Raw genomic sequence first — 25534 nt, forward strand, 5'->3', positions numbered from 1 at the left:
TATTGGATGTAGGTGATGTCCGTCACCCACTTCTTATTCGGTCTACTGGCAGTGAAGTCTCGCTTGAGAAGGTCAGGGGCGATGACGATACTCTCACCCTGAGACTTCCATTTTCGTTTGGGTTTGATCCGACACTGGAGATGGTGCTTCTTCATGATTCTCTTCATTTCGAGACTCCGCTAGGATTACAGAAATATGGCCCCTGGCTTCATCGTGATGTGGTCGACTTCTTCCTTCACTACTGCGAAACCATGTTTACTCGATATAAAGGTAAAGTCCGATATTGGATTCCTTTTAATGAAATCAATGTCATGTCGACAAAACCATGGATGGGGGGAGGAATCCCTTCTTCAACGAAAGAATCACAGTTTATCGGTGCATTCCATCAGATGTTGGCGAATGCCAAAGCCGTGACACTTGCCCATGAAATTGATTCAGAGAACAAAGTGGGGATGATGTATAATGGCCACTTCGCATATCCAAACTCCCCAGACCCAGATGACGTCCAACGAACTGAGGAATTCATGCATAAAATGCAGTACTACTGTGAAGTACTTTGTCGTGGCAAATATCCGAACTACATTAAAAAAGAATTAGAGCGCGAGAATATCTCTTTGCCGTTTGAAGAAGGAGACGCCGATACATTGTATCGTGGTCCTGTTTATTTTTATTTCATATAGCTATTACTTAACTCACGTTATCGTCAAGGAGTCGCCTCTCGAATTCTCTGGTTTGAATGGCGTGAAGACAGGCTATAAAAACCAGCATGTGGAGCAAAGTGAATGGGGATGGAGTATCGATCCGAAAGGTTTACGCTATTCCTTAAATTACTTGTATGATCGATATCAGTTACCACTTATGATTGTTGAAAACGGTCTTGGGGCCGTTGACACGCTCACGCCGGACAAGAAAGTACATGATGACTATCGTATCGCCTATCTTCGGAGTCATATCGAAGAAATGAAAAAAGCAGTCGCGATTGACGGGGTTCCGTTACTTGGCTATATGGCATGGGGTCCAATCGATCTGATTGCAGCCAGTACGGGAGAAATGAAGAAACGGTATGGGTTCATCTATGTAGACTTGGACGACGAAGGGAACGGGACCCTAGAACGGATTAAAAAAGATTCGTTCTACTGGTATAAAAAAGTCATAGCTTCAAATGGAGATGATCTGACTTGAATTAAGACGGAGGTATGGAATGATTCGTATCAAAAAAGTATTAAATTCAAGTGTCGTGATTGTCGAGGACAAATCAAAGCTTGAGTACATTTTAATTGGAAAAGGAATTGGTTTCGGGCAGAAAATCGGAAATGTTGTCGCTCCACCTGAAGCCTCCCAAATGTTCATACCCGCTGACGATGTCCGTATTAAAGAGTTCATAGGACTGGTGACTGAAATTCCTCCTGAATTCGTCGAGTTCACTCGAGAAATCGTTGCATATGCTGAGGAAAAGCTAGCTACAAAGCTCAATGCCGGTATCTTTTTAACACTGACAGACCACCTTCACTTTGCGGTAAAACGTTATTATAAAGGTATTACTATCAGCAACCGAGTATTTTGGGAAATTCGAAACTATTATCCACAGGAATTCAAGATTGGAAGTTATGCGGTTAATCTCATGAATGAACGATTTAAAATCGAACTGCCTATTAAAGAGGCAGCCAATATTGCTTTTCATATTATCAACGCGCAAGGAGAAAGAGAAGAAACACGTGATGGCATGCGCTACGCCAAGATGATTGGGAGTATTGTGAACCTTATTCGATATGCTTACAATATTGAAACCGATGAAGAAGATATTCATTATTCATGATTCATCACACATGTGAAATATTTCGCTGAACGCTTTTATGCTGGAAAAATATTGAATGAAGAATCCGATCAACTATTTGAACAGATTGCGAACATCTACGCAAAGGCCATGAATGGTTCATTCAAAGTACGGGACTACCTTAAACAGTTGCACGGTGTGACAATTCCTAATGAGGAACTAGCTTATCTAGCCGTTCATATTCATCGACTGACAACTAATATGGATTTGAATAAACAATAACTTTTTTAATTACCTGGTTCTTTTTGACGAAGACCAGGTTTTTTCTATATTGAACAAAAAAATATCCATTTTTTATAATCGAGCAGCTATAGGCCGCATGACATATGTGTGTTTTTCACCACTGATTCGATTTCTTTAGATCGGCGTGACGGGCTCCTTTAATAACTTTTTCAGAAAAGATAAAAGGAAAGAACAACTTTGCTCTTTCCTACAATTTCAGTCAAGTGTTAATAATTATTTATACATCGCACGTCTTCATGCTTGGTTTTGGGATGACAGGGCTTCTGCGGTTCGGATTCCACTACAATCCAACGCCCTCGGCTGAATTGAATCCAAAGGACGATCGCCTTAAAGACGATGTCTAGACCGATGGCGATCCACACTCCTGCAATGCCCATCTGCATCTGAATCGCCAATACATATACTGCCCCAGTCCGGATCACCCACATACCGATCGTGGTCAGATACATTGGAAACTTCGTATTGTTCGCTCCTTGGAATCCACCGGTCAATACAAGGACGACTGCTAGGAAAGGCTGGAAGACCGCTGCTATTTTTAACGCGACATCGATGTCTTTGATGACTTGGGGATCGTCGGTGAAAAGTGAACCTGCCCATCCTCCGAAGAAGAATAAGACGACCCCGAATAAGGACATGAAGCCCATCGCCATGAACGTGCTCAATCTGGCATATTCTTTGGCGGTCTCGTGGTCTCCCGCTCCGATGTTGCGACCGACGAGAATGGTTGCTGCTGTCGCGAAACCATATGCCAACATATAAGAGAACACCTCTAGATTCCCTGCAATTTGATGCGCGGCGAAGGTGTTCGTCCCGAGTACCACGATGAATCCGAAATACACGATCTGTCCGGCTCTCATGACCAATCGCTCGATAGCCGCCGGGCTTCCAAGGTTCACGAGCTCCAACTGGTGTTCGAGATCCGGTCTCCAGAAATCTTTCCTGAAGGCGATCACTTCCGTCTTACGAATATAGTTCATCAATAAGAGCGTCCCGACGAGCCGGGCGATGACGGTCGCGAGTGCCGCTCCGACGAGACCAAGTTCGGGGATGATCCAAAAACCGAAAATCAACATATAGTCGAGCACAATATTGACGACATTGATGACGATGCTCACCTTCATCGGTGATTTTGTATCTCCCGCACCTCGTAAGATACTACTGAGCACAAACATCAATGCCATCACGATCGATGGGATCCCGACAATTTTGAAGTAGGTGCTACCAGCTTCTAAAACGTCATTCTCCACCCCCATCAACCGCAGGAGAGGCTCAGCGAAAAATAGCGTCACGACCCCAAAGGTCACCCCGACCACGACAGATAGGACGATGGCCTGCTGCGCGATATGTCTCGCGCGCTCGATTCGTTCTGCACCTAAGTTATTGGCGACATAAACGTTTACTGCCACACCGATTGCCATAAAGACAGCAAAGTAGATGGCGAGGATGGCATTCGTCACTCCTACCGCTGACACTTCTGCTAGGCCGATTCTTGAGACGAACAGCGTATCGACAAATCCGAGCAACGTTTGGAAAAAATTCTCGGCAACCGCTGGTAACGCGAGTAGAAGGATGAATTTCATCTTGGTTTTTCGATCACCATGAGTGTCCAGCCGCTCACTTTCTATCATCTGAGTCCTCTCCTTCGAAAATTATGCTTACAACGATTACAGGAAAGCGACCCAACGAGGAACCATGGGTCGCTCATGGTCAATCTGAGACACGAATGACGAAAGGATAGGTGTGCACAGTCCCATGGAACTGGAATTCGGCCCAGACCTTGTATAGGCCAGGTTTATGGAAGACCGTCTCAAATTCCGTCGTATCATGAGAAGAAGGATGCACATGGATAAACTGTTCTCCGGCTTCATCCAAGATGACGACATGACCAAGTGCTCCAAGGTATGGCTCCGGGTTACTTTCTTTGGTGTCATAGCTGAAGACAGTCGGGACATGCGCTTTTAAAGAGTCAATCGACAGCTCGACGGTATGACCTTCGATCGTCTTCGTCAGACGCTCATCCACTTTAAGTGACGATTCGATAGAGGAAGAGGACTGATGATCAATCTGTAAGTGAACCGGCTTCACTTGATATGCCAGTCCCTTAGGCTGAATATCCACGAAGAGTTTATACGCCCCTGCCTCAAGTTGGACGGGTTGCTCGAATCGACCCTCACCCTTTTTAAACGGATGGAGGTGTCGGTACTCAGTTAGGTCTTCGTTCACGAGAATCAAATGGAATTCCTTTTCATGGCTGACTTCGAGTTCCGGGGCTTGCTGATGTTGATCCTTTAACTCGATACTGATTTTCCCGAATTCATATTTAGCTTCTACAGACACTTCATTTCCCGTCAAGTTCTTCATATGATGATGTCCATGGTCTTTCACGTTTAACACTCCTTTGTGTAGTCCTTGATCGCACCGTCACTCGACCTCCATTACTTGCAGCAAGAACAACCGATTTTAACGGTCGCCTCCGTTACCTCGTAGCCAGTCTCTTGAATTGCGGTTTCAATCTCAGAAAGTGTGAGTTGGCTTTCATCGAACGTCACGTCCACCTCTCCCGCCGAAAGATTGACCTTCACTGATTCAATACCCGCTAACTTTCCAACGTGTCCTTCAATCTTATTGATACAAGATCCACAAGACATACCCGCTACCTGAAATGTTGATTTTTTCATTATATGTTCCTCCTGATTATTTAATTACCATACATGGGTAGGGTGTAAAAGTATCGATTTTTTTACACCCTCGCCACCTTATGTTCGTGTCCCTCATTGCGCGACACGCTTTCAACAGGTTCTGAGAGTGAGCTATCGTTGCTTATCGTAGCAATGTTAGAATCTCTTCTTTGTTGTTCTCGAAGCCAACAAAGTACTTCACTACTCTTCTTTTTCTGAGCATCCCTTTTTTGTAGAAGACAAACAGTGGTACGATTCGATTCCCTGATATCGCTACCATTTCTTGTTCAAGGTCAAGGTTCACACCCACATCTTTGTTCACATAAGAGACTGAGATTGTTTTTAAGTATTTTTTGGCATCCTGACAATCTGAACACGTCGGACGCGTGTAAAGTTCGAGCTGTAGATCTCTATCCATCCCAATTCCTCCTTTTATTTGATCATCGAAGGCTGGAATCGTTTCAAACGGAGTGCGTTCACCAGGACCGAGACTGAGCTTAAACTCATGGCCGCTCCAGCAAGAATCGGGTTCAATAAGGGCCCACCAAGTAGATAAACAATCCCCATCGCAAACGGGATACACATGACATTATAGGCAAATGCCCAAAACAGGTTCTGTTTAATATTGCGGATGGTTGACTTGCTCAATTCGACAGCTGTAGGTACATCCATCAAATCGCTTCGCATCAAGACGATGTCTGCAGATTCGATCGCAACGTCAGTACCCGAACCGATCGCGATTCCGATGTCTGCTTGGGCCAAGGCTGGTGCGTCATTGATTCCATCACCGACCATTGCGACCTTCTTCCCTTCGGCCTGTAACTTCTTCACTTCGTTCGCTTTGTCTTCAGGTAACACTTCACTCAGTACCCGATCGATCCCGACCTGTCTCGCAATCGCCATGGCCGTACCTTTGTTGTCTCCGGTGATCATGGCTACTTCGATACCCATTCGTTGAAGTTTCTGAATGGCTTTACGACTGTTTTCTTTGACGGTGTCTGCGACAGCGATGATCCCTGCGATTTGTTGGTCAATCGCGATATACATCGGCGTCTTGCCTTGGTGTGCGAGTTTGTCTGAAGCGCCTTCAAGGACATCCAGTGAGATGCCGCGGTCTTTCATCAATTTTCTGTTTCCGGCAAGCAAGACTTTTCCGTCGATCAGGACTTCGATCCCGTGCCCTGGGATGGCTTCAAAACGATCGATATCCATGACACGCATCATTCTGTCCTCTGCCGCTCTTACGATTGCTTCGCCCAATGGATGTTCAGACCCTTTTTCAGCGGAAGCTGTCAAGCGTAACAACTCATCTTCTTGATGTCCATTCACTGTCACGATATCTGTCACTTTCGGTTTTCCTTCAGTGATCGTCCCTGTCTTGTCGAACACGATCGTCTGGACTTTATGGGTCGTCTCCAAGGCGCCGCCACTCTTGATCAACACACCATTCTCAGCACCTTTGCCCGTACCCACCATGATTGCTGTTGGTGTGGCCAAACCTAGTGCACAAGGGCAGGCGATGACCAGTACTGAAATCGTGATCGTCAAGGCGAAGAGGCCGGTCTGACCGCCTAAATACCATGCAATTCCTGAAAGGATCGCGACGACGATGACAATCGGTACAAAGTATCCGGAGATGATATCGGCCAGTTTTGCGATAGGAGCTCGAGAGCCCTGTGCATCCTCGACCAATTTGATGATTTGAGATAGCGCTGTATCCTTACCGACTTTCGTGGCTCGGTATTGGATGATCCCGTTCTTGTTGATGCTGGCACCGATGACTTGAGCACCCACATTTTTTTCAACAGGGATACTTTCACCGGTCAGCATGGATTCGTCTACAGACGTATTACCTGATAGAACCACGCCATCCACCGGAATCTTCTCACCAGGCTTTACGATAATCGTGTCGCCGACGATGACTTCGTCGATTGATACTTCTAACTCTTGTCCGTTGCGGACGACCTTTGCCGTCTTAGGTGCCAGTCCCATCAATTTTTCAATCGCTTCGGATGTTTTACCCATCGACCGGACTTCAAGATATTTACCTAATGTGATCAGCGTGAGAATGACTGCGGCTGTCTCATAGTAGAGGCTATTCACGTATCCCTCATAACCTGAGAGGATAGCCATGGTGGCACCGACGCTATAGAAGAAGGCTGCGCTCGTCCCTAGGGCGACAAGTGAATACATATTCGGATGCCCTCGGAACAATGTCTTAAATCCGACGGAGAAGAATTTCCATCCGAATAACATCACTGGGATGGTCATCATGAGCTGCAAGACAGCGAACAATTCTGGGTTCATCGTTGGATGCAATGCCATCGGTAGGGGTAGGCCGATCATATGCCCCATCGCCACATAGAGTAATGGAATCGTGAAAATCGCCGACCCTACAAATCGGTTCCACATCGATTGAATTTTTTTCAGTTTCTTTTCTTTCTCGGTATCTTGACTATCCGCTGATTCTTGATCTTCTCTTGCCTCATATCCGGCGTTTGCCACCACTCGGATGACATCTGATACAGTCACCAGCTGAGGATCATATCGAATAACTAATTTTTCTGTCGCCAAGTTCACATTCGACTCAGTCACACCCACCATTTTCCTCGTGGCCTTCTCAATCGTCTGCACACACGAGGCACAAGTCATCCCTGTGATGACAAATGATCTTTGCTCGGTCTCGGTTGAGGCCTTGTAGCCAGCCTTCTCGACGGTCGTCTGAATATCCAGCGGCGAGATTTTCGTCTCATCGTAATGAATGCTCAATTTCCCAGTCGCTAGGTTGACGTTGGAGGTCACTACGCCAGGCAATTTTTTTGTTGCTTTTTCAACTGTCTGAACGCAGGACGCACAGGTCATCCCTTCCACGGCAAATGTCTTACTCTCCATATCGTCTTACCTCCATTATTATTGGGCTGATTCGACTTCGTAACCGACCTCGCCCACAACTTCTTTAAATTCATTCACATCTAGTCGTGTTTCATCGTACTTCACTTTTGCAATGCCTTTCTTTAAGTTGACTTTCGCACTTTCAACCCCATTCAGACCTTCAAGTGCTGACTCGACTTTGTTGACACAATGAGCGCATGACATACCTTTAATCGTTAAAATCGTTTTTTTCATCTTGAATCTCCTCCTATTCACTACATTCATGACATCATTTCAAACTCAATGTCTGGATCCACAAGAATGGTCCTGACATCTGCATTGACCCGGGGTACAGGTGCATGGAATGTCCTCCACCGCTTCACTTTCCTTCATCTCAAGGATTTTTTTGAGATTCTCGATATCCTGTACACTCAGTGTCGCCTGTGTGATCATCGTTCCGATTGTGTTCCCGACATCCCTGTCACAGATATGATCGAGTAGATCGTGTAACGTCTCTCTGATGACGTCACCTTCAACGACGTTCGCGGAGTAGATGAATTTCTTCCCCTCGGCCTCGGTTGAGAGCATCCCTTTTTTCACGAGCCTTCCAATGAATGTCTTCGTCGTCGCAGGCTTCCAGCTCATCTTCTTTTCCAATACCTCGATGATTTCTTTACTGGTCACGTGCTTTTGGGCCCAAACGACACGCATGACTTCCCATTCTGAATCCGTGATTTGTTTTTCGACATGTTCAGCCATTTGTCTAACCTCCAATTTTAAGTTTACAATCGTAAACGTTTTATTTGTTTTCAGTTTACATTCGTAAACGTCGACTGTCAACCATTATGTTTTTGGGTTCGCTATTCAGTCTTCATTGGCTATATTCTTGTCTAGAAAACGCATCTGGATATCCTTCAGCAACGCTTTCAAATAGTAGTGCGAGCTGACGGCATCCCGGGCACCAATCGGCGGTGAACTTTAAGACTACAGGCTGCGTAGAGTGATTAACCATTTGCAAATCAGATAATTGAAATTTCGAAAGCATTTTTTCTCCTCTCTTTTCGTTTACATTTGTAGTCGATTTGAGTTTACGAATGTAAACGTTATTTGTCAATCTATATATTCGTGTTCATTTTGTATGTTTTTTATTTTGACCTCATACAGCTTTAAATTGTTAACTACTGTCATCTCTTATATGATGTAATAAAACAAAGTAGGAATTGTCTTAAGCGTTTTGTTGCTTAGTCGCTAGGATTAAATAGATGATTCGACTACTAGCTTACTATTGAGACATTCTCATAAGTAAAAAGTGTAGGAAGGTATACATTTCGACGTCGAAATGTATACCTTCCTACACCACAAAGTGCCAGTTTATGAGTGACTCTTTTTTATAACAACTTGTATTTATATGATTTAAATATAGGAACTACATATGCTGTATACAAAATAATAACCAAATGAGGGATTAGAATTGGAATCAAACGAGACCAAGGTGACGTCATTCCGCGTGTCACAAGAAGTGAAAGAACATATTCAGCGTTTAATGGAGCAACGTCAAATATCAACCAACCAATTATTCGAGCAATTAATATCATTGGCCGATAAACAGTCACCGGACCCCTTAGTCGTCAAGGAGAACGAATCACTCGAAGCAGCACTGAATCAAGTGCTTGCCCTGTTCAATGAACGAGCCACTCGACTAGAAACGCAACAAAAAGAACATGAGCGAATCAACGCGCGATATAAAAATACCATTCATGACCTTGAACAAAGCGTAATTGCAGAAGCTGAACGACTCCAAGAGGAGTATGAGCGAAAGGTGTCGTCACATGAAATTGCACTCACTCAATTACAAGATCAAATCAACCAACTAATCGCTGAAAAGAGAATCGTTGAAGACGCATTGGAAACAGAACGTGTGTCTAACAAAGAAGAACTAAAAGAGCAGAAAAAAACAGTTTTTCATCTAGAAGGAGACATGAAAAAGCTAGAAGATGAACGTAGCCAGCTCTATCGGCAAAATCAAAGTCTTATGGACGCTGTCGACGACTTAAAAGCTCGTACACGCCGTCTTGACCAGCTTGAAGAAGAGAACCAGAAACTGCACTTAGAAGTCCAGCTCCTCCGTCGAGAGAAAGAGACATTTGAGAACCGGTTACAGGAACAGGTCGAGCTCGCGGTCCTGCGTGAGCGGAGCACCCAACAAAATAAACAATGATACGAAAAGGGTACTAGGTTGAGTCAACCAGTGACTGAATCTAGTACCCTTATGTTTATTACAAACAAAGTATTTAACGGTTTGAAGAAATCGTCTGATACATGTTCAATGACTTGACCAAAGATGCTTCATTCACACGTAGAATCATAACCTCATGAGAGTATAAAGAATGACTCCGCTTGGTCCAATTAAGATTTCACCTGCAATCCACGCACCTTGAATCGATTACGCTTTTCTTCTAATTTCACTTTCATATCTACCGAGAACGTATTTTCAGGAGTGTTGTAGGCACGCCGTGCTGCCATACTAAGCATTTTTGCCACATCCTCTGCCCGGTCGTCCTGTAAATCATGCAGTGAAGATCGAACATACTGGCGAGCCATTTCTCGGTCACGTAGCGATTCAGGGACCGATACATGACGACTTAATGCCAGGGCCAATTGAGCCGTCTCTAAGCGATAGCTTGTCCCGCCTGCCTGCATACGATTCAGTTCATCCGCTAGCTCGCTTTGCAGAAGTACATGATTACTGTCTGACATCGGTCACCCTCCTCTACTCTTCTTTTGATTTATTATATACCCTTTTTCTGAAAAATTCGACTCAAGTCATGCACGTTACAAAATGGATCGTCCCACGTCATGTTTGCTTTGTATTCCTCTACAAGGTCGAGAAGTTTATCTTTATCGCAAAGTGCCAATAGATTCGTTTTTTCGAGATCCTCTAGATCCTTTTGGCGAGAGGAGAAAATCTTGGTACATGCTAAAAGTTCAATGTCGGGGATATACACATCAATCGCCTCGAACAGCCCTTCAATCTTATGCCGGAATTCATTTTCCCTAAAGTCTTCACGGGGTGGGAACTGAATCACCCCTTCGACAATTTCAATTTCATATTCATGAAGCGCCTCTTTCAATTCAGGTGTCACGACGCCCTCCGTCACGCGAATATCAATATCTCGCGTCGGACGATACTGAACTGCCCCCCGTCAAGTAGACAGGGCAAATAATGAAAACCGAACTAGGCGGCTTTAGACCTGTATTCGACAGGGCTCAAGCCGTTTAGCCGTTTCTGGAAACGGTCATGGTTGTAGAACGATATGTAGGTCTCGATGGCCGATGTGAGTTCGCTATAGGCCTGAAACTCACGCAGGTAGTACATCTCGACTTTCAGGGTACTCCAAAAGCTCTCGATCGGGGCGTTGTCGATGCAACGTCCGACCCGGGACATGCTGTGGGTCAGTCCCGCGTCTTCCACCATGCGTTTGAACCCTCTCGAGGTATATTGGCGCTATGGATCATCGGACGCGCTCCTGTGCGGAGCCCCGTGATGGCTGGCATCATCGTCTGGAAGACGAGAACGTTGTTGTTGGACTTTCCGATGCGATAGGCGACGATCGAGCCGTCGTACAGGTCGATGATTGCGCTCAGGTATGCCTTTTTCCCGGCACCATATTTAAACTCGGTGACGTCGGTGCACCATTTCTCGTCCGGTCGGGACGCGCTGAACTCTCGGTTCATCAGATTCTCGGCCACATGCTGTGGCATCGACTTCTTATGTCTCTTCCGCTTCCCGCGGATGATCGATTGGATCCCATGGATATGCATCAGGCGATAGACTTGCTTTTCATTGAACGTGGACAGACCTTGTTGCCTGCGTAGCCGATTGATTGTCATCGTGACCCGACGGTAGCCGTATGTACGGTTCGCCTGGTCATAGAGTAGACGAATGTCCTCCAGGAGCTTCTCGTTCTCTTCTTGACGCACCGATACGGTGCGGTTCAACCATTTGTAATAGGCCGCACGTGAGATGCCAGCTGGGAAACCTGGGTCTATCAAGGATTGGCGGTTCTAGTAGTGGGTTGCCCGTGTGCCTTAGTCATTTCGACGCCGATTTCGATTGTTTCCGCCATCGGTAATGCTGCCAAAAAAGGGGTCTTGATTAAAGGCGGCGTATACCTGGAAGAAATGGGCGCGCTGAAAGCTATTGCATTTGACAAAACCGGTACCCTGACCAAAGGTGTACCTGTCGTCACAGACTTTAAAATCACGAACAAGCAGGTAAACGAGAGAGAACTGCTTTCTATCGTGACGGCATTGGAATATCGTTCTCAGCATCCGTTGGCCTCTGCCATCATGAAAAAAGCGGACGAGGAAAACATACCTTACACCTCTATCAGAGTTGAGGACTTCTCTTCCATCACAGGAAAAGGCATTAAAGGAACGATAGACGGCACCACCTACTTTATCGGAAGCCCGCTTCTCTTTAACGAGCTAGGTGTTGAAAGTATTGATAATAATCTGGACCAAACCGTAACGGCTCTGCAACAGCAAGGTAAGACTTCGATGATTATCGGAACGAAACAAAGCATATTGGCGGTTATCGCCGTAGCCGACGAAGTCCGGGAATCCAGCAAAGAAATCATCCGGAAACTACATGATATGGGTATTAAAAAGACAATTATGCTGACGGGTGACAACAAAGGGACAGGCAAAGCTATCGGCCAGCAAGTTGGCGTCAACGAAATCCAGGCAGAATTGATGCCAGAGGATAAATTAAATGTCATTAAACGCTTGCGAGCTGAGTACGACAATGTCGCGATGGTCGGGGACGGCGTAAATGACGCTCCGGCACTCGCTGCCTCTACTGTTGGAATTGCCATGGGTGGTGCTGGAACGGATACCGCTTTGGAAACAGCAGATGTCGCCCTGATGGGCGACGATTTGAGCAAACTACCGTTTACGATAAAATTGAGCCGAAAATCCCTAAATATTATCAAAGTGAACATCGCGTTCGCTATCAGTATCAAAGCGATTGCATTACTCTTGGTCATCCCGGGCTGGCTCACCCTATGGATAGCTATTATGTCCGATATGGGGGCAACTCTTCTGGTAGCACTGAACAGTTTAAGACTGATGAATGTCAAAGAATAAAAAAACAAAAATATTCATTTTTATATCCTCGAATTTGTACTGGGTATGATAAAAATAAATGATCTCTGTTTTTTAAGACGGCTTTAAGATGACTTCGGTATTGTTCCCGAGTCATCTTTTTAGGTTTCATTGTCAGCTTTTTTATCATCAGACAGTTTTAATCGAGGCCGAACCTTATTCATTGACCGGAATATTCTCCGAAGTATGGAAAGAAAATCCGGTCGATAGGTCTACTAAACTATGACAATTAAATCTAAATATTTGAACGTTCGTTTTGGAATCATTCATTCATTCGAATACATCCTATTTTAAGAGACGAAATTTCGATAGTGTTCAAAAAAAAAACGAATGAGGGGGTTTCTAAATATACCCTCATTCGATATTCAGTTTCCTTGCACGTAGAAAAGTATTTATTGGTATCAGACGGTATGAAGTATAGAATTTTTACTCATATGTCGAACCTCAGTGTGGATTTGGTGCAAGGATGACTTATTTCTTTAGTTGTGTTTTTTTGATTCTAACTCTATTGTAGAATGTTTAATATCTAGTTTTGAAGTCACTTCTTTGACTTTTTGTTTAACAATAGTTGAATCCTTTAGATTCATCTCTTCTACTATTAAGTGTAAATTCATGGCGTTATCTTCGCCATCAATTGACCAGACATATAGGTTTTGAACAGAAATCACTTCTTCAATACCTTCAATCTTTTGCTTCACCTCATCGATGTCAATACCATCAGGGACAGCACCTAAAAGTATTTTCATTGTTTTAACTAAATTACGAAACACATTCACTAATATAAACAACGCAATAGCAATTGATAGGATGGGGTCAAGTATATGTATATCCTTGAAGAGTAAAACTATCCCTACTACAAGAACGGCAATCCAACCTAAAACATCTTCTAAAAGGTGCCAAGATAGTACTCCCTCATTTACTGATTTTCCTTTGTGTAGACGGAATGCCGCAAAACCATTTAAAAGCACACCAAAAATTGCAAACCAAATCATTCCTTGTGCATTAGAATGCTCCGGTTCAAACAGTAGAGGAATTGCTTGAGTAAAAATATATACAGATCCAATTATTAATATTGTCGCATTTATTAATGCTCCTAAAAGGGAAAAACGATTATATCCAAAAGTGAAGTTATGATCGGGTTTTTTGTTCGAAAATTTTTGTAAGAACCAGGACAGGCCCAATGCAAGAGCATCACCTAAATCGTGAATGGCGTCCGACATGATTGCAACACTATTAATCAAAAATCCCCCGATAAATTCACCAATCGAGAAAACAAGATTAATTATAAATGCTAGTTTGATATTTTTTGATGCCTTATCAGTACTCGCCATTGTTCGATCTCTCCTCACTTGGTAGTCCATCCTTAAAAAGGTTAGTTGTTAGAATAATACTGGTCTCTAGCGTTCTGCAATATAATAAATTTCTTTGCCTATTGATTGTAAACAACGCATACTTGAGAACTTAAGCGCAGTTCTTAATATTTTAATAAACAATCGAAGGACGTAATTTTTGAAAGCGAAATTAAATACATGTATCTAATTTGTTAGAACCATTTAGGCACTAATTTTATATATAAGACTTCTCCGAACAATTCGGTAACGGTCTGTAAAATGATCACTACAGCTACTTGTGTTGATAGGGGCTCTGGTAATATAGATGCTAATGGAAGAACTACAAGTGAATTCCTTGTTCCCATACTAAATGTAATTGCTCTTCTTGAAGCAATATCTAGTTTGAACAACTTACCAAGGGACTTTGACACCCATGGTATGATAAGTAGAAATAAAATATAAACTGGTATTACATCTATTAATGTCCCGAGGTCACTATACACTTCCCTAATTTGAGAGGCAACTACCACAAAAAGTACAAAAGACATAAATGGAACGGGAATCCATGGCGGCATTTTCATGATACGATTACCTAAAGAACTCTTTTTAGAACACAATTGTGTCATTATCGCTAATAGAAGCGGTATAAAAATCAAAAATAGAAATGCATCTAGAAATGGACCCATCCTAACGATACTAATAGCCTTTTCTCCTAATAATACGAATAAATATATGGGTAAGAGTATCGTCTGTAAAATTAAAAGAATCGGTGTTACTTTTAACAATATTGATTCGTTTCCCTTTCCCATCTTTGTAAAAACAATCACATAGTCGATGCACGGTGTTAACAACACCAAATACACCCCCAGCATTAGTGATGAATCTTGAAGAAATATGATAACCAAAACCTAAACTATTAAAGGAACGGCAACAAAATTTCCTAATAAAAGAGCTACCACAAACCTCATGTTTGTAGCAGATCCATTCGATTTCAGAAACGGAATTTGAACGAACATCCCATACATCAAAACTCCTAAAAGGGGAGAAATAAAAATATCGAGATATACAGCTTCTGTATTCAATAGACCAAAGATTACTGCCAACATCAAAAAAATGATGTATATACTGACTTGGTGGGCTTCCACCTTCTCTAGCACTTGAATTCCGAATTTGCTTTCCTTCTCTATCAAAATCACCCCCAAAATTTTCAGGAAATTTCAGAATGAAATAGATAACTCCACGATTTTAATTGCCAGGGCAAGAGGTTTTATATTTTTTCTTCTAGTATTTTTATTTATCCAACAGTAAAAATACCGACTGAAAGTAAATATAATTACGGCTCATTATTTACACTTCCGAATATAGTTAGTATCTTGAATATATATCAGTCAAAAAATAAAGTGATAACCATTAAAAAAATAATTATTTTAGCCTAAAGCCACATCTAAAATCATCATGATTGTAAAGCCAAACATTAAACAAACAGAAGCCAAGTCCTTGTTTCCATTTTCTTGAGATCCTGGGACTACCTCCTCCACTACAACAAAAATCATTGCTCCTGCAGCAAAGCTTAGCGCAAACGGAAGTAAAGGCTCCATTATGAGTACTGCTACTACTCCTACCAACGCCGCGAACGGTTCAACCATACCAGATAACTGGCCATAGAAAAAACTTTTACGACGAGATAATCCATCTCGTCTCAATGGCATTGACACAGCAGCACCCTCAGGGAAATTTTGTATGCCGATTCCGATTGCCAGCGCGATAGCTCCCGTGATTGATGATGAAGGGAATCCTGCTGCAACTGCTCCAAATGCAACGCCTATGGCAAGTCCCTCTGGAATATTATGCAATGTTATTGCTAACACCAGTAACGTGCTCCGCTTTCTCTTCTTAGGGTTTATACCCTCAGCCTCATCCATCGGTGAAGTGGGATGCAGATGTGGAATCACTTTATCAACACCTGATAAAAAGAATCCTCCAAGTAAGAAACCGATTGCAGCTGGTAACCACGCCGGAAGAGAATCTTGTTCCGCCATCTCAATTGCAGGTGAGAGTAATGACCAAAAACTAGCGGCAATCATTACTCCTCCAGCAAAACCGAGCATCCCATCCATTAGCTTTTGATTCATTGATTTTGTCATAAACACTAACGCGGCACCAAGCGCCGTCATCCCCCAAGTGAATAAAGTACCCAGCAATGCTTGAGTAAGGGGTTCTAACGAAGAAATATATTCAATCATCTATCAAAACTCCGTTGCCAAAAATCGAGTTTCTATACATGCTCAAAATTAAGTAACTATTATCCAAAATCAGCATTGCTGTCTCCTCCTCTTGATTGTCAATCCTACTCAACAGGTGATTTTTTTAATGTTGATGTACTACTTCCCCTACCTTCAGTTTGCAAAGCAATTCATCGCTGTGAGGATGAGAAAGAGTTTCGAATTGAATCGTAGAGTGTTGAACGTTCAGATGTGCTAAATCGTGTTCAATTTCTTGAAGTAGATTCTCACTGTCATAGATTTGTAAATTACCATCAACGACAACATGACATGAGAGTGCATTCATTCCACTTGTGATACTCCAAAGATGAAAGTCGTGTATACTCCGTACCCCCTCCTTGTTGTGAATGACTTGAAGAACCTTTTCGACATCAACGTTTTGTGGTGCACCTTCCATTAATACGTTCAATCCGGATTTCGTCACGAAGTAACCACTTCGTAAAACAAGTCCCGCTACAATGATTCCTGCGAGCGGATCTGCCCAGTTCCATCCAAATGCCATGATAAGAAGCGCTGCCAGTATTGCACCGACTGAACCCAACGTATCGCTTACAACATGTAGATAAGCACCTCGCATATTCAAATTATGTTCTACGTCTGCACCTCTTAACATAATCCATCCAACAAGAAGGTTTATAGCAAGGCCAATACTGCTAACAATTAACATTCCTACGGATGCGACCTCAGGTGGTTGAATAAATCGATTGATGGCCTCATAAAAGATATATATGGAAATCAGTATGAGTGTGACCCCGTTTAAAACAGCTGCTAGAATCTCGAAGCGTCTATATCCGAACGTTTTACGATTGTTCGCTATTTGTTCACCTAATTTAAAGGCAAGTAATGCAATAGCGAGCGAAGCCGCATCACTAAGCATGTGACCTGCGTCCGCTAAAAGTGCTAAGCTATTTGTAAGGTACCCTCCAATCGCCTCTACAACCATGTATGCCGAAATAATAAAGAATGAAATGATCAAAATCTTTTTGTTAGAGGTATGAGAATGATCATGTGCATGATTATGTGCCATAAGATTAACTCTCCTTACTATATTTAGTGGTGTTTCGCATGCTCAATCGCCTGTCTTAGTAAGTTCATGACATGGTGATCATCTTCTGAATAAAATAGAGTAGTTCCTTCTCTTCTAAACTTGACAAGTCGAAGATTTTTTAAAAAACGTAGCTGATGAGACACGTTTGATTGACTTAAGTTAAGAAGATCAGCTATTCCGTTGACCGAATGTTCCTTTGTGCATAGCAGGGTTAATATTTTAATTCTTGTCGGGTCACTAAGTGCCTTGAACGTCTGAGATACAATAAATAGAGTCTCATCGTCAATCTGCGCCCCTATTTCTATTTCATTTTCTGTAGTATCTTCAATCGGTTCATCCATAAGTCAGTACCTCCGCTCATGATAACTATACATGTTAATATGTTCATATGTTCATGTATAACTTATTAAACTTTTGCTGTGCCGTCAACACTTAATTTAAAAAACATTTATTCTATCAGCTCTACATACTTGAAGATTTGAGATACTTTCTCTGGTTTTGCGATTATTTCTTATTTTTAGCCATACAAAAACTACCTATTAGAGAGCTAGTTAGATCTCATACTCGATAGGTAGTCACGCTTTTTCAAAAAAACAATATAGTACACTAACGTTTTAAGAAAAACGTCAATTGAATTATTTACTGGGTATTGTCTAATCTATTTTCCAACTTCAAAAAGCTTTTCATGTTTTTCTAAATCAAAGCTGTTTTTTAGTAAGCATACCAATTTGATACAATTAGTTCTTCATTTTTCAAATCCAAATCAAAAACTACTGTTTGGTACTGATTCGTCCAAGAATGACTGTAATCAGAAAAAAGGCGGTCAACGCTAAAAACGGAATTGTGATAAAACCCATCCAGTCAATGTACTGTGCATTACAGGAAACTCCTTGTTCACATGGTCTGACTTCCGAAAAGCCGGGCACCTTTTGTACAAGATAGTGGTAAAAAGAGATACAGAATCCGATTATTGATAAAGGGAGAACATAAAATTTGATTGAGCTATCTTCTCTGAAAACTGCAATTGCAAGAATCAAAGCTATTGGGTACATAAAGATTCGTTGAATCCAACAGAGTTCACAAGGTATAAAACCACGAATTTCGCTAAAATATAGACTTCCAAGTACTGCAGTAATTGAAACAACCCAGGCGAGGTACAGTCCATATCGATTTATTACTGAAGCGCTCATTGGGTTAGCTCCTTTTCAATTTGTTTTTTTATAGAGGTATAGTCGAATGGATTTTCAAGGATGACCCCATTAACTGCAATCGTCGGGGTCAGCGTAACATTGTATTTTTCTACGAGCGCCGCATCCATTTTAACTGATTCTAATCTAGAAGAACGACTTGATAGGTCTTCTCTAAATTTATTTAAATCTAGAGAAGGGACAGTCTTCGTCGCAATCTCTTCCATTTTCTCCACCGTAACCCATGGATCATCGTGTATTTGAACGTCAGGTTGAGCTTCATAAATAGCTTTGTGAAATTGCCAAAATGATTCTGGGTGATTTTTGTAAACAGATTCTGATGCAAGGGCAGCTAAAGTGGACTCATCTCCGTGAAACAAAACATTAATGTAACTAAAGGAAGCTTTCCCACTTTCAATGTAATCTTTTACAAGTTGAGGATAGATTGTTTCACCCCACTCTTTACACGAAGGGCATTTATAGTCTCCGAATTCTACAATTGATATCGGCGCTTCCTTTTTACCTATTGTAGGTTGATTATTAACTGATATCTTTTCATCTTGAACAATTTTAGTCTTTGATTTTTCGGAACTTTGATCATTTAAAAATAAAAAAGCTAAGACTGCAATTACTAATACGGATGTAAAAATAGTCAATAGTTGATTAGTTTTCAAAACAATTCACCTCTTTTATAAATTCGTTATTTCTTTTATCAGAATTATAGCTAAAAATACTAGAGTATCCTTAGTTTTTCAACATTGAATCCATGGACTTCTAAAAACGAAATCTATGAGTCAAACAAGTTACATTCTAACACATTCATGCAACTAAACTTTTATGCAGATGAAAGGAGGGCCAATTTATTTCTTAAAATACGTCTATTCCCCTTAATAATAGTGCATTTTAAAACAGGGCAAGAAAACTTTTAACTGTAGATAGACGAAAGCCAATAATCGTTGCATAGAATGACTAATATTTAAAGGATAAGTACCATACAGATAGTAAAAAACCATTCATGGGTCTTTACAACCAAAAAAACTACATATGAGGAGTCTATTATGAAGTCTAAACATAAATTTCGAATAAGCTTAGTAATTTCCTTGGCTTTATTAACTTCTTTTTTCTATCCCTTTAAGCTTTTAACTAGTGTTAACGTCCTAAACGTCGTACATGCAGAGGAATCTCTATTCATAACAACTGAAAATTTGAATTTGCGTTCCTCGTTCTCTTCAAAAAGCAAAGTCCTTTTGACGATTCCAAAAGGAAAAACCATTAAGAAGATAGGTGTATATGGAGAAGATAAATCCTGGTTTAAAGTTTCATTTAATTCAAAAATCGGTTATGTCTCAACGAAGTACGTGACGCCAAAACCTATACCTAAAAATTCAGTCAGTTCAATAAACACAATATATAAAACTAAAACTTCACTAAATCTGCGTAAGGGCCCATCTGTCAAATCACCCGTTTTAATGACTATCCCAAAGTCCAGCCCACTAATGTACCATGCTGCCTCAGGCCCTTGGTATAAAGTATCATACAATGGGACTCAAGGCTATGTGGCAAGTCAGTATGTAACCATATCGCCCTCGGCTATGAAGTCACGAAGTAAGCAAACGACCGAGATTCGCTCAAGCATGTCTTTAGTGAACTCAAAGGTCCTTATTACGATTCCAGCATCTACTGAAGTGACTGTACTAGGAAAATCGGGCACAACGGGTTCTTGGTTAAAAGTTATGTATAACGGTATTACAGGATTCACACCTGCTCGACATTATATAGTGCAAGTGGCACCGGGGGATTCTTTATCCACTTATCCAACATATATTACTATCGAAAATCTTAATTTACGTAACCAAGCGAGTCGTTACGGATCTATTTTGACAACAATTCCCTCAGGCACTTCGATTTCTGTCATATCGAAAAGCGCCAGTTGGTACAAGGTGCGATATAACAATCAAGTCGGTTACGTATCATCTGGTTTTGTGCAACCATTTACCGGAAAAACTCCTATAAAATCACCGGTGATTCCAGCTAACAAACACGTGATTTTAATTGACGCTGGACACGGTGGGGGAGATGCTGGTGCAGTGACTTCAAACGGTACAGTTCAAGAAAAAGTACTCACCCTAAACATTGCTAATCGTGTGGCCGACGAACTAAAGAAAAACTATGAGCTTTATGAAGTGAAACTAACGCGCTCAAATGATAGATACTTGTCACTTGTTGAGCGGACCAATCTATCAGAAAGGCTTGATGCTGACGCTTTCATAAGCGTCCACATTAATTCTTCACCTTCTTTCGCTACAGGTCATGAAGCACTCGTCCCTACTTCTAGCGCGTACACCACAAATCCATATGCGAACGCTAGCCGCAGATTAGGTGAAGTAATTAATCAAGAAATCGCCATGAACGTTCCAGATTTTAAAAATCGAGGCGTTAAGCGACAAGATGTCTATGTGGTAGGAAGAAACACGGTACCTTCTACTCTCATCGAATATGGCTTTATTGCTAACTCAGTAGATCGCTCCTATATGTCGGGAAGTAACATGATCAAAGCAACCGCCAAAGGAATTGATAAATTTATGAAGAGTTACTACTAAATAAACACCAAACAAATACTAACAAACGATTTGACCACTGAATTTGAGACAAAATGTCCTAAATTCAGTGGTCATCATTCATTTCCTCATCAAAATGGCATTATAAGTATTTCTCTTGATATACTCGAATGACAATAAACTCAAAAGAACAACTGACATAGAAATGAAAAGAAATAGAAATATAGATGGTGAAGTAATATTGATACAATGATTCCGGTTCGAGTTTTAATCATGATACGAATACTTTTATCCAGCAACGCATTTTTTATAATAGAGATAAGTTACGGAGGCAACAACATTGTTTACCATGAAAAAAATTATAGCTTCAACTTTACTTGGTGTTATGTTAGTTCAAAGCGCATCCCCTTCTTACGCTTTAAACTTGACTGAAAAACAAAAAAATATCCAGCAGAAGCAAGCGCAAAATTCTACAGAGCAACGTAAAGCTAATACGTCAATTCAGCAGCGTGAACAAGATATCACACTCGAAGAACAGAAACTGAATGACTTGGAATCCGAGTTACAGGATATTATCAATGAGGTCACCCAGAAGAAGGCTGAAATTCGGACAACCCAAAAGAAAATTGCTCAGATTCAAACTCAAATTAAAGAATTCCAGAAAAAAATGAGCTCTCAAAAGACATTGATGGAAGAACGCATGGTCACGATGCAAAAAAACGGTGGTTCTTCTATAAACTGGGCTGAATTTATTTTTGGTTCAAAAGACTTTGGTGATCTGGTTTCACGCATGATCACCGCAGGGACGATTCAAGAAAATGATCAAGAACTTTTCAAAGAATATCAATCAACAAAAAATAAGCTTCAAATTGCTAAAGCTGAATTGGACACTGAAAAAGATAAGCTTATTAGTCAAAAAGAAGAGCTAGAGAATAGTCAGAAAAAATTGAACGGCAAAATTAAAGTGCGGGCTGCTCAAATAAAAAAATTAGAGGCCGAAAAAATCCAGTTCACATCTAAATTGGTAAGCTTGCAACAAATGGAATCGACGCTTCAAGAACAAGAAAAATCAATTCAAGCAGAGATTGAAGCCCAAAGGCTTGAAGAACAAGCTAAAATTCGTACCAAAGAGGCTGCGCGTAAAGCTGCAGAAGCAAAAAGTGCCGAAAAAAATGAAATCAGCGAGAATAAAGCCTCTCTCGAAAAATCACCAAACTCTGAGAAAGTGGTAAACACTTCAAAGACTACGGATTCACTCGCTTCTCCAACAAGTGGCGGAGTTTTTCAACGTCCAACCTCAGGTATCGTAACCCAAGGATGGGGTCCAGCAGGCGGGGTCAATGGCTACAGCTTCCATAATGCACTAGATACAGCTGGACCAGTAGGAACTCCTATTATGGCTGCTCAAACAGGAACTGTAACTCGAGCAGGCTGGGGTGGACCTTATGGAAATCATGTCATCATTACGCATGTCATAGGCGGTCAAGTTTGGACTACCCTTTATGCTCACATGAGCTCATTGTCCGTTTCCGCCGGACAACGTGTGACCCGAGGACAGAACATCGGTGCGATGGGGAGTACCGGAAATTCGACCGGTTCTCATTTACACTTTGAAGTCCATCGAGGAAACTATTCGTACTCAGCTACAAGTGCAGGGAATACAGTCAACCCATCCCAATTTTTCTGAATTTCAGAGGCGAAATTGTTTAACACTATATAATTACTTCAGTAAATCACTTAATATTTAGACCACAGAATATTAGATGCCCCGTAAAAGTTGGACCTGATAATCTAATTTTTATGGGGCGATTTTTATGTCCGAAAGCTTTTAAAGTCTCGGTGACCAAACGCTAACTGACTCGCAAGAAAAACTTCAGAAAGTTAGGATGAGCTTTCGTTCGTGCCCCCACCCCCCTACGAGTGCCTGGGGAATACAATCTCAGGTGCGACATACACATTCACTATGTAGATATTAAAAACGATATGGATGGGTAGACAATCTTTAATCGATTCAATCTTGAAGTACAGACTCTTCTCTCCTTTGATGACCTTCAACTGGCAATATACGTCGAGACGAACCTTAGGTTACTAAGGCCGTGTCTAACGGTCGATGATAAATTTACGGATATGAAGGTCCAAATTCAAACCTAGGTTGTCGAAGTCACCAGATGATCTATTTCATGATCCAACTTTTTGGATTAAGTTCAATTAATATCTTTTGAACTTAATATATAAAATTGAACTTAATATATAAAATGTACATTTCTTTATTTTTTATATAGAAAAGTAAACCAATCGAGCATACGACGCTCTATAAAGTCTTGAACCTTAAAAGTGACATGGGGTCTATGCTCGATAGCTAATAAGATTGCATGATCAGGTCACTTTTAATGTAATAATCAATACATCACATTTTCGTGTATGTTAATATTAAATCGTTTAAAGGAGAGAAAAAAGATGGCAAGGTTTTTTTCACTGTTGATTGTTTTGTTAGTATTATCTGGTTGTGGAAGTACAGTAAGCAATAATGGACCTGAAGTGATTCCAGAATTAATTGATGTACAATTTAAAACAGATCCTGAAATAGTAAAAGCAAACGAAGTTATTGAACTTATAGCAACTGTTTCTCAAGGAAACGAGAAAGTAGACGATGCGGATAAAGTTGAATTCGAGATATGGAAAGAAGGCCAAGAGGAAAGCCAACACGAAAAAATTGAAGCCAATTATCAACAAGACGGACTGTATGTAATTTCTTATATTTTTGAAGAGCCCGGTAAATACTTTATATATTCACATACGACAGCAAGAAGCTATCATTCTATGCCCAAAAACGAAATATTAGTAAAATAATAAATTTTAATTATTACAATTAATAATATAGACGAGCTAATCCATGATGAAAAAACTCGTTTTTATTGAATCGCGCGACAACATCAACCTTGTGATATATGCTCGAAAAATACCAATTTTATGATATATCCTTTCCGCTCCAATGTCTGATACGTCCATTCCGTCGCTCCACCTTGGAAACTACCATCAGTTGTATGCTTATATGTAGGAATATAAACGCGAGTCAAATAGAGTCACATTGCTCAAACGCATCCTCAAAAACTCGAAGGATGCGTTTTTTGTCCTGCTGAGTATTGCGGATACAGAGAGCCACTAGTGCGGACGACTGAGCGAGTCAATATGAAGAAAAAGGCCATCGACTCATCGATGGCCAAGATCTTAGCTTATCCCTAGCCCGTGGTGTTCCCTCATTGAGGTTTCGCCATCGACCAGGATTTTATAGGAGTCGTGTACGATCCTGTCGAGAATTGCGTCCGCGATTTGGGCCTGTCCTAGATTCGAATGCCACTCCGCGTGGCGTTAGACGCGCCCACGCTCTTGCTTTTGACGTTGCCCTTACGCTCCGTGCCTCCCGTTAGAAAGGGCCAGGAACATAGAGATGCGGCGGTGAGCCAGCAGCTCTTGTTATCGGGCCGTCAGGGGGGCAGCGGTGCGATGAGCGACTTCGCCTCCTGGCGTTAGACGCTCACGCATGAGCCCGGATCACCATTCCTTCTCCCATGCCCCGTCTTCAGACACGCCCCAATCCTCGAACCGATACTTGATGAGCCAATGGACATGCATCACTTCATATTCGAATACACCCTTGGATAGCTCTGAGACGACGAAGCTGACTTCTCCATCCGCCACCACCCATGTCCCGTATAGATACACTTTCTTGATCGGACGCTCTTCTGCATCCAGATAGATCAGCACCCGGAAGTAAGGCGAGTTCCGTCCGTCATCGAACCGGACGACCTTCTCGACGCAATGTTCCCTGTCGACGACACGCATCCATTCGGGATGTTCCATCAGTTCCGAGAACACCGTCCGGACGAACGGATCCAATCCAGCGAACGCATAGTCATCAAGCAGCCCCTCATCCATCACGTCTCCCCCCTTCCGCTTCGCTATAGAACGATTCCCCGTCCAGAGCCAGTTCAGTCCTTGTTCATGAAACTACAGAAATGACGACTTTAAAAAATGTATACATGTATACGCGTATACAAATCTACATGTATACATGTATACAAATATTTTTGTTCTTATGTACGACGATTCCGTCGAATCATATTGGTATTGAAAAAGACGGTGAGGTGGGTCAAGCGTTCTCCTTCCTTCACATCACAAAGAAGATCCATGCTCACAAGTTTTAAGTCGTCAAAATCTTCTTGGAGCCGGTCAGGAAGGCGTCGAAGTGTGTAATGCAAAATAGGAGTGCAGAAGTGTGCAACGGAAACGTACACAACTCTGCACTCCTATTTTAGAAAAGAAAAAGGACTTGCCA

General features: G+C 41.8%; 22 protein-coding genes and 6 pseudogenes. 8 read left to right on the forward strand and 20 right to left on the reverse strand.

What is annotated here, in order from left to right:
* The 3 genes and pseudogenes from KNP68_RS14505 to KNP68_RS14515 form a co-directional block, all read left to right on the forward strand.
* A partial coding sequence (locus KNP68_RS14505) for a family 1 glycosylhydrolase (protein ID WP_214800028.1) occupies positions 1 to 680 on the forward strand: 680 nt, incomplete at its 5' end.
* A complete protein-coding gene (locus tag KNP68_RS14510) occupies positions 652 to 1182 on the forward strand; it encodes a family 1 glycosylhydrolase (protein WP_214800030.1) in 531 nt (176 codons plus the stop codon). The genes KNP68_RS14505 and KNP68_RS14510, both read left to right, overlap by 29 nt.
* A 19-nt stretch (positions 1183 to 1201) precedes the next feature.
* Positions 1202 to 2056 (forward strand): annotated as a pseudogene (locus tag KNP68_RS14515) (PRD domain-containing protein).
* Positions 2057 to 2283: 227 nt separating this feature from the next.
* On the opposite strand, the gene KNP68_RS14520 reads toward KNP68_RS14515, so the two are convergent.
* The 8 genes from KNP68_RS14520 to KNP68_RS15355 form a co-directional block, all read right to left on the reverse strand.
* A complete protein-coding gene (locus tag KNP68_RS14520) occupies positions 2284 to 3705 on the reverse strand; it encodes an MATE family efflux transporter (protein WP_128124340.1) in 1422 nt (473 codons plus the stop codon).
* Positions 3706 to 3784: 79 nt separating this feature from the next.
* On the reverse strand, positions 3785 to 4462 hold the full coding sequence (locus KNP68_RS14525; protein ID WP_235420268.1) for a hypothetical protein: 678 nt from the start codon (positions 4460 to 4462) through the stop codon (positions 3785 to 3787).
* Positions 4463 to 4512: 50 nt separating this feature from the next.
* Positions 4513 to 4755: a heavy-metal-associated domain-containing protein gene (locus tag KNP68_RS14530; protein WP_051627724.1), complete on the reverse strand. Its 243-nt coding sequence runs from the start codon at positions 4753 to 4755 to the stop codon at positions 4513 to 4515.
* Positions 4756 to 4897: 142 nt separating this feature from the next.
* Positions 4898 to 5173 (reverse strand): glutaredoxin family protein, encoded by a 276-nt coding sequence (locus tag KNP68_RS14535; protein ID WP_029336165.1) that lies wholly within the window; start codon positions 5171 to 5173, stop codon positions 4898 to 4900.
* A gap of 14 nt (positions 5174 to 5187) precedes the next feature.
* Entirely contained in the window at positions 5188 to 7647 is a 2460-nt protein-coding gene (locus KNP68_RS14540) for a heavy metal translocating P-type ATPase (RefSeq protein ID WP_214756879.1), read from the reverse strand.
* 18 nt (positions 7648 to 7665) lie between these two features.
* Entirely contained in the window at positions 7666 to 7881 is a 216-nt protein-coding gene (locus KNP68_RS14545; RefSeq protein ID WP_029336168.1) for a heavy-metal-associated domain-containing protein, read from the reverse strand.
* A 45-nt stretch (positions 7882 to 7926) separates the two neighbouring features.
* Entirely contained in the window at positions 7927 to 8385 is a 459-nt protein-coding gene (locus KNP68_RS14550; RefSeq protein WP_029336169.1) for a CopY/TcrY family copper transport repressor, read from the reverse strand.
* A gap of 112 nt (positions 8386 to 8497) precedes the next feature.
* Positions 8498 to 8671, reverse strand: coding sequence for a thioredoxin family protein (locus KNP68_RS15355; RefSeq protein WP_082665801.1), 174 nt, complete (start codon positions 8669 to 8671; stop codon positions 8498 to 8500).
* A 426-nt stretch (positions 8672 to 9097) separates the two neighbouring features.
* On the opposite strand from KNP68_RS15355, the gene KNP68_RS14560 reads away from it, so the two are divergent.
* On the forward strand, positions 9098 to 9844 hold the full coding sequence (locus KNP68_RS14560) for a hypothetical protein (protein ID WP_029336170.1): 747 nt from the start codon (positions 9098 to 9100) through the stop codon (positions 9842 to 9844).
* 188 nt (positions 9845 to 10032) lie between these two features.
* On the opposite strand, the gene KNP68_RS14565 is transcribed toward KNP68_RS14560, so the two are convergent.
* The 3 genes and pseudogenes from KNP68_RS14565 to KNP68_RS14575 form a co-directional block, all read right to left on the reverse strand.
* Complete coding sequence (locus KNP68_RS14565) at positions 10033 to 10383, reverse strand: hypothetical protein (protein WP_029336171.1); 351 nt, start codon at positions 10381 to 10383, stop codon at positions 10033 to 10035.
* A gap of 32 nt (positions 10384 to 10415) precedes the next feature.
* Positions 10416 to 10802, reverse strand: a pseudogene (locus tag KNP68_RS14570) (DUF6036 family nucleotidyltransferase); the annotation flags it as partial.
* A 59-nt stretch (positions 10803 to 10861) separates the two neighbouring features.
* Positions 10862 to 11658 (reverse strand): annotated as a pseudogene (locus tag KNP68_RS14575) (IS3 family transposase); the annotation flags it as partial.
* On the opposite strand from KNP68_RS14575, the pseudogene KNP68_RS14580 reads away from it, so the two are divergent.
* A pseudogene (locus KNP68_RS14580) lies at positions 11650 to 12774 on the forward strand (heavy metal translocating P-type ATPase); the annotation flags it as partial. The pseudogenes KNP68_RS14575 and KNP68_RS14580 sit on opposite strands and share 9 nt — an antisense overlap.
* A 497-nt stretch (positions 12775 to 13271) precedes the next feature.
* Here KNP68_RS14580 and KNP68_RS14585 read toward each other — a convergent pair.
* From KNP68_RS14585 to KNP68_RS14615, 7 genes and pseudogenes are all read right to left on the reverse strand, one after another.
* On the reverse strand, positions 13272 to 14123 hold the full coding sequence (locus KNP68_RS14585) for a cation diffusion facilitator family transporter (protein ID WP_029336174.1): 852 nt from the start codon (positions 14121 to 14123) through the stop codon (positions 13272 to 13274).
* Between the two features lie 212 nt (positions 14124 to 14335).
* Positions 14336 to 15229: pseudogene (locus KNP68_RS14590) on the reverse strand (arsenic resistance protein).
* A gap of 321 nt (positions 15230 to 15550) precedes the next feature.
* Complete coding sequence (locus KNP68_RS14595) at positions 15551 to 16366, reverse strand: ZIP family metal transporter (RefSeq protein ID WP_029336175.1); 816 nt, start codon at positions 16364 to 16366, stop codon at positions 15551 to 15553.
* A 124-nt stretch (positions 16367 to 16490) separates the two neighbouring features.
* Positions 16491 to 17432: a cation diffusion facilitator family transporter gene (locus KNP68_RS14600; protein WP_029336176.1), complete on the reverse strand. Its 942-nt coding sequence runs from the start codon at positions 17430 to 17432 to the stop codon at positions 16491 to 16493.
* A gap of 23 nt (positions 17433 to 17455) precedes the next feature.
* Positions 17456 to 17794 carry an ArsR/SmtB family transcription factor gene (locus KNP68_RS14605; RefSeq protein ID WP_029336177.1) on the reverse strand — a complete coding sequence of 113 codons (339 nt, stop codon included), beginning with the start codon at positions 17792 to 17794 and terminating at the stop codon, positions 17456 to 17458.
* Positions 17795 to 18223: 429 nt separating this feature from the next.
* Complete coding sequence (locus KNP68_RS14610) at positions 18224 to 18643, reverse strand: disulfide oxidoreductase (protein ID WP_029336179.1); 420 nt, start codon at positions 18641 to 18643, stop codon at positions 18224 to 18226.
* A complete protein-coding gene (locus KNP68_RS14615; protein ID WP_029336180.1) occupies positions 18640 to 19314 on the reverse strand; it encodes a thioredoxin domain-containing protein in 675 nt (224 codons plus the stop codon). Before KNP68_RS14615 ends, KNP68_RS14610 begins: the two co-directional genes overlap by 4 nt.
* Positions 19315 to 19698: 384 nt before the next feature.
* On the opposite strand from KNP68_RS14615, the gene KNP68_RS14620 reads away from it, so the two are divergent.
* From KNP68_RS14620 to KNP68_RS14630, 3 genes are all read left to right on the forward strand, one after another.
* Positions 19699 to 21240, forward strand: coding sequence for an N-acetylmuramoyl-L-alanine amidase (locus KNP68_RS14620; protein ID WP_081828362.1), 1542 nt, complete (start codon positions 19699 to 19701; stop codon positions 21238 to 21240).
* Between the two features lie 307 nt (positions 21241 to 21547).
* Positions 21548 to 22885, forward strand: a complete 1338-nt coding sequence (locus KNP68_RS14625; protein WP_214800032.1) for a murein hydrolase activator EnvC family protein — start codon at positions 21548 to 21550, stop codon at positions 22883 to 22885.
* Positions 22886 to 23655: 770 nt separating this feature from the next.
* Positions 23656 to 24048, forward strand: coding sequence for a FixH family protein (locus tag KNP68_RS14630; RefSeq protein WP_029336184.1), 393 nt, complete (start codon positions 23656 to 23658; stop codon positions 24046 to 24048).
* 378 nt (positions 24049 to 24426) lie between these two features.
* Here KNP68_RS14630 and KNP68_RS14635 read toward each other — a convergent pair.
* Together KNP68_RS14635 and KNP68_RS14640 are read right to left on the reverse strand one after the other, a co-directional pair.
* Positions 24427 to 24555: pseudogene (locus KNP68_RS14635) on the reverse strand (ATP-binding protein); the annotation flags it as partial.
* A gap of 195 nt (positions 24556 to 24750) precedes the next feature.
* Entirely contained in the window at positions 24751 to 25134 is a 384-nt protein-coding gene (locus KNP68_RS14640) for a hypothetical protein (RefSeq protein WP_029595509.1), read from the reverse strand.
* Positions 25135 to 25534: the final 400 nt, after the last annotated feature.

The organism is Exiguobacterium sp. s50 (assembly GCF_018618175.1).
Lineage (GTDB): Bacteria > Bacillota > Bacilli > Exiguobacteriales > Exiguobacteriaceae > Exiguobacterium > Exiguobacterium chiriqhucha.

Coding starts and splice junctions, on each gene's coding strand:
- KNP68_RS14520 (WP_128124340.1), bottom strand. CDS start 3,705: ATGATAGAAAGTGAGCGGCTGGACACTCATGGTGATCGAAAAACCAAG.
- KNP68_RS14530 (WP_051627724.1), bottom strand. CDS start 4,755: ATGAAAAAATCAACATTTCAGGTAGCGGGTATGTCTTGTGGATCTTGT.
- KNP68_RS14535 (WP_029336165.1), bottom strand. CDS start 5,173: ATGGATAGAGATCTACAGCTCGAACTTTACACGCGTCCGACGTGTTCA.
- KNP68_RS14540 (WP_214756879.1), bottom strand. CDS start 7,647: ATGGAGAGTAAGACATTTGCCGTGGAAGGGATGACCTGTGCGTCCTGC.
- KNP68_RS14545 (WP_029336168.1), bottom strand. CDS start 7,881: ATGAAAAAAACGATTTTAACGATTAAAGGTATGTCATGCGCTCATTGT.
- KNP68_RS14550 (WP_029336169.1), bottom strand. CDS start 8,385: ATGGCTGAACATGTCGAAAAACAAATCACGGATTCAGAATGGGAAGTC.
- KNP68_RS15355 (WP_082665801.1), bottom strand. CDS start 8,671: ATGCTTTCGAAATTTCAATTATCTGATTTGCAAATGGTTAATCACTCT.
- KNP68_RS14565 (WP_029336171.1), bottom strand. CDS start 10,383: ATGTCAGACAGTAATCATGTACTTCTGCAAAGCGAGCTAGCGGATGAA.
- KNP68_RS14585 (WP_029336174.1), bottom strand. CDS start 14,123: ATGGCGAGTACTGATAAGGCATCAAAAAATATCAAACTAGCATTTATA.
- KNP68_RS14595 (WP_029336175.1), bottom strand. CDS start 16,366: ATGATTGAATATATTTCTTCGTTAGAACCCCTTACTCAAGCATTGCTG.
- KNP68_RS14600 (WP_029336176.1), bottom strand. CDS start 17,432: ATGGCACATAATCATGCACATGATCATTCTCATACCTCTAACAAAAAG.
- KNP68_RS14605 (WP_029336177.1), bottom strand. CDS start 17,794: ATGGATGAACCGATTGAAGATACTACAGAAAATGAAATAGAAATAGGG.
- KNP68_RS14610 (WP_029336179.1), bottom strand. CDS start 18,643: ATGAGCGCTTCAGTAATAAATCGATATGGACTGTACCTCGCCTGGGTT.
- KNP68_RS14620 (WP_081828362.1), top strand. CDS start 19,699: ATGAAGTCTAAACATAAATTTCGAATAAGCTTAGTAATTTCCTTGGCT.
- KNP68_RS14625 (WP_214800032.1), top strand. CDS start 21,548: ATGAAAAAAATTATAGCTTCAACTTTACTTGGTGTTATGTTAGTTCAA.
- KNP68_RS14630 (WP_029336184.1), top strand. CDS start 23,656: ATGGCAAGGTTTTTTTCACTGTTGATTGTTTTGTTAGTATTATCTGGT.
- KNP68_RS14640 (WP_029595509.1), bottom strand. CDS start 25,134: ATGGATGAGGGGCTGCTTGATGACTATGCGTTCGCTGGATTGGATCCG.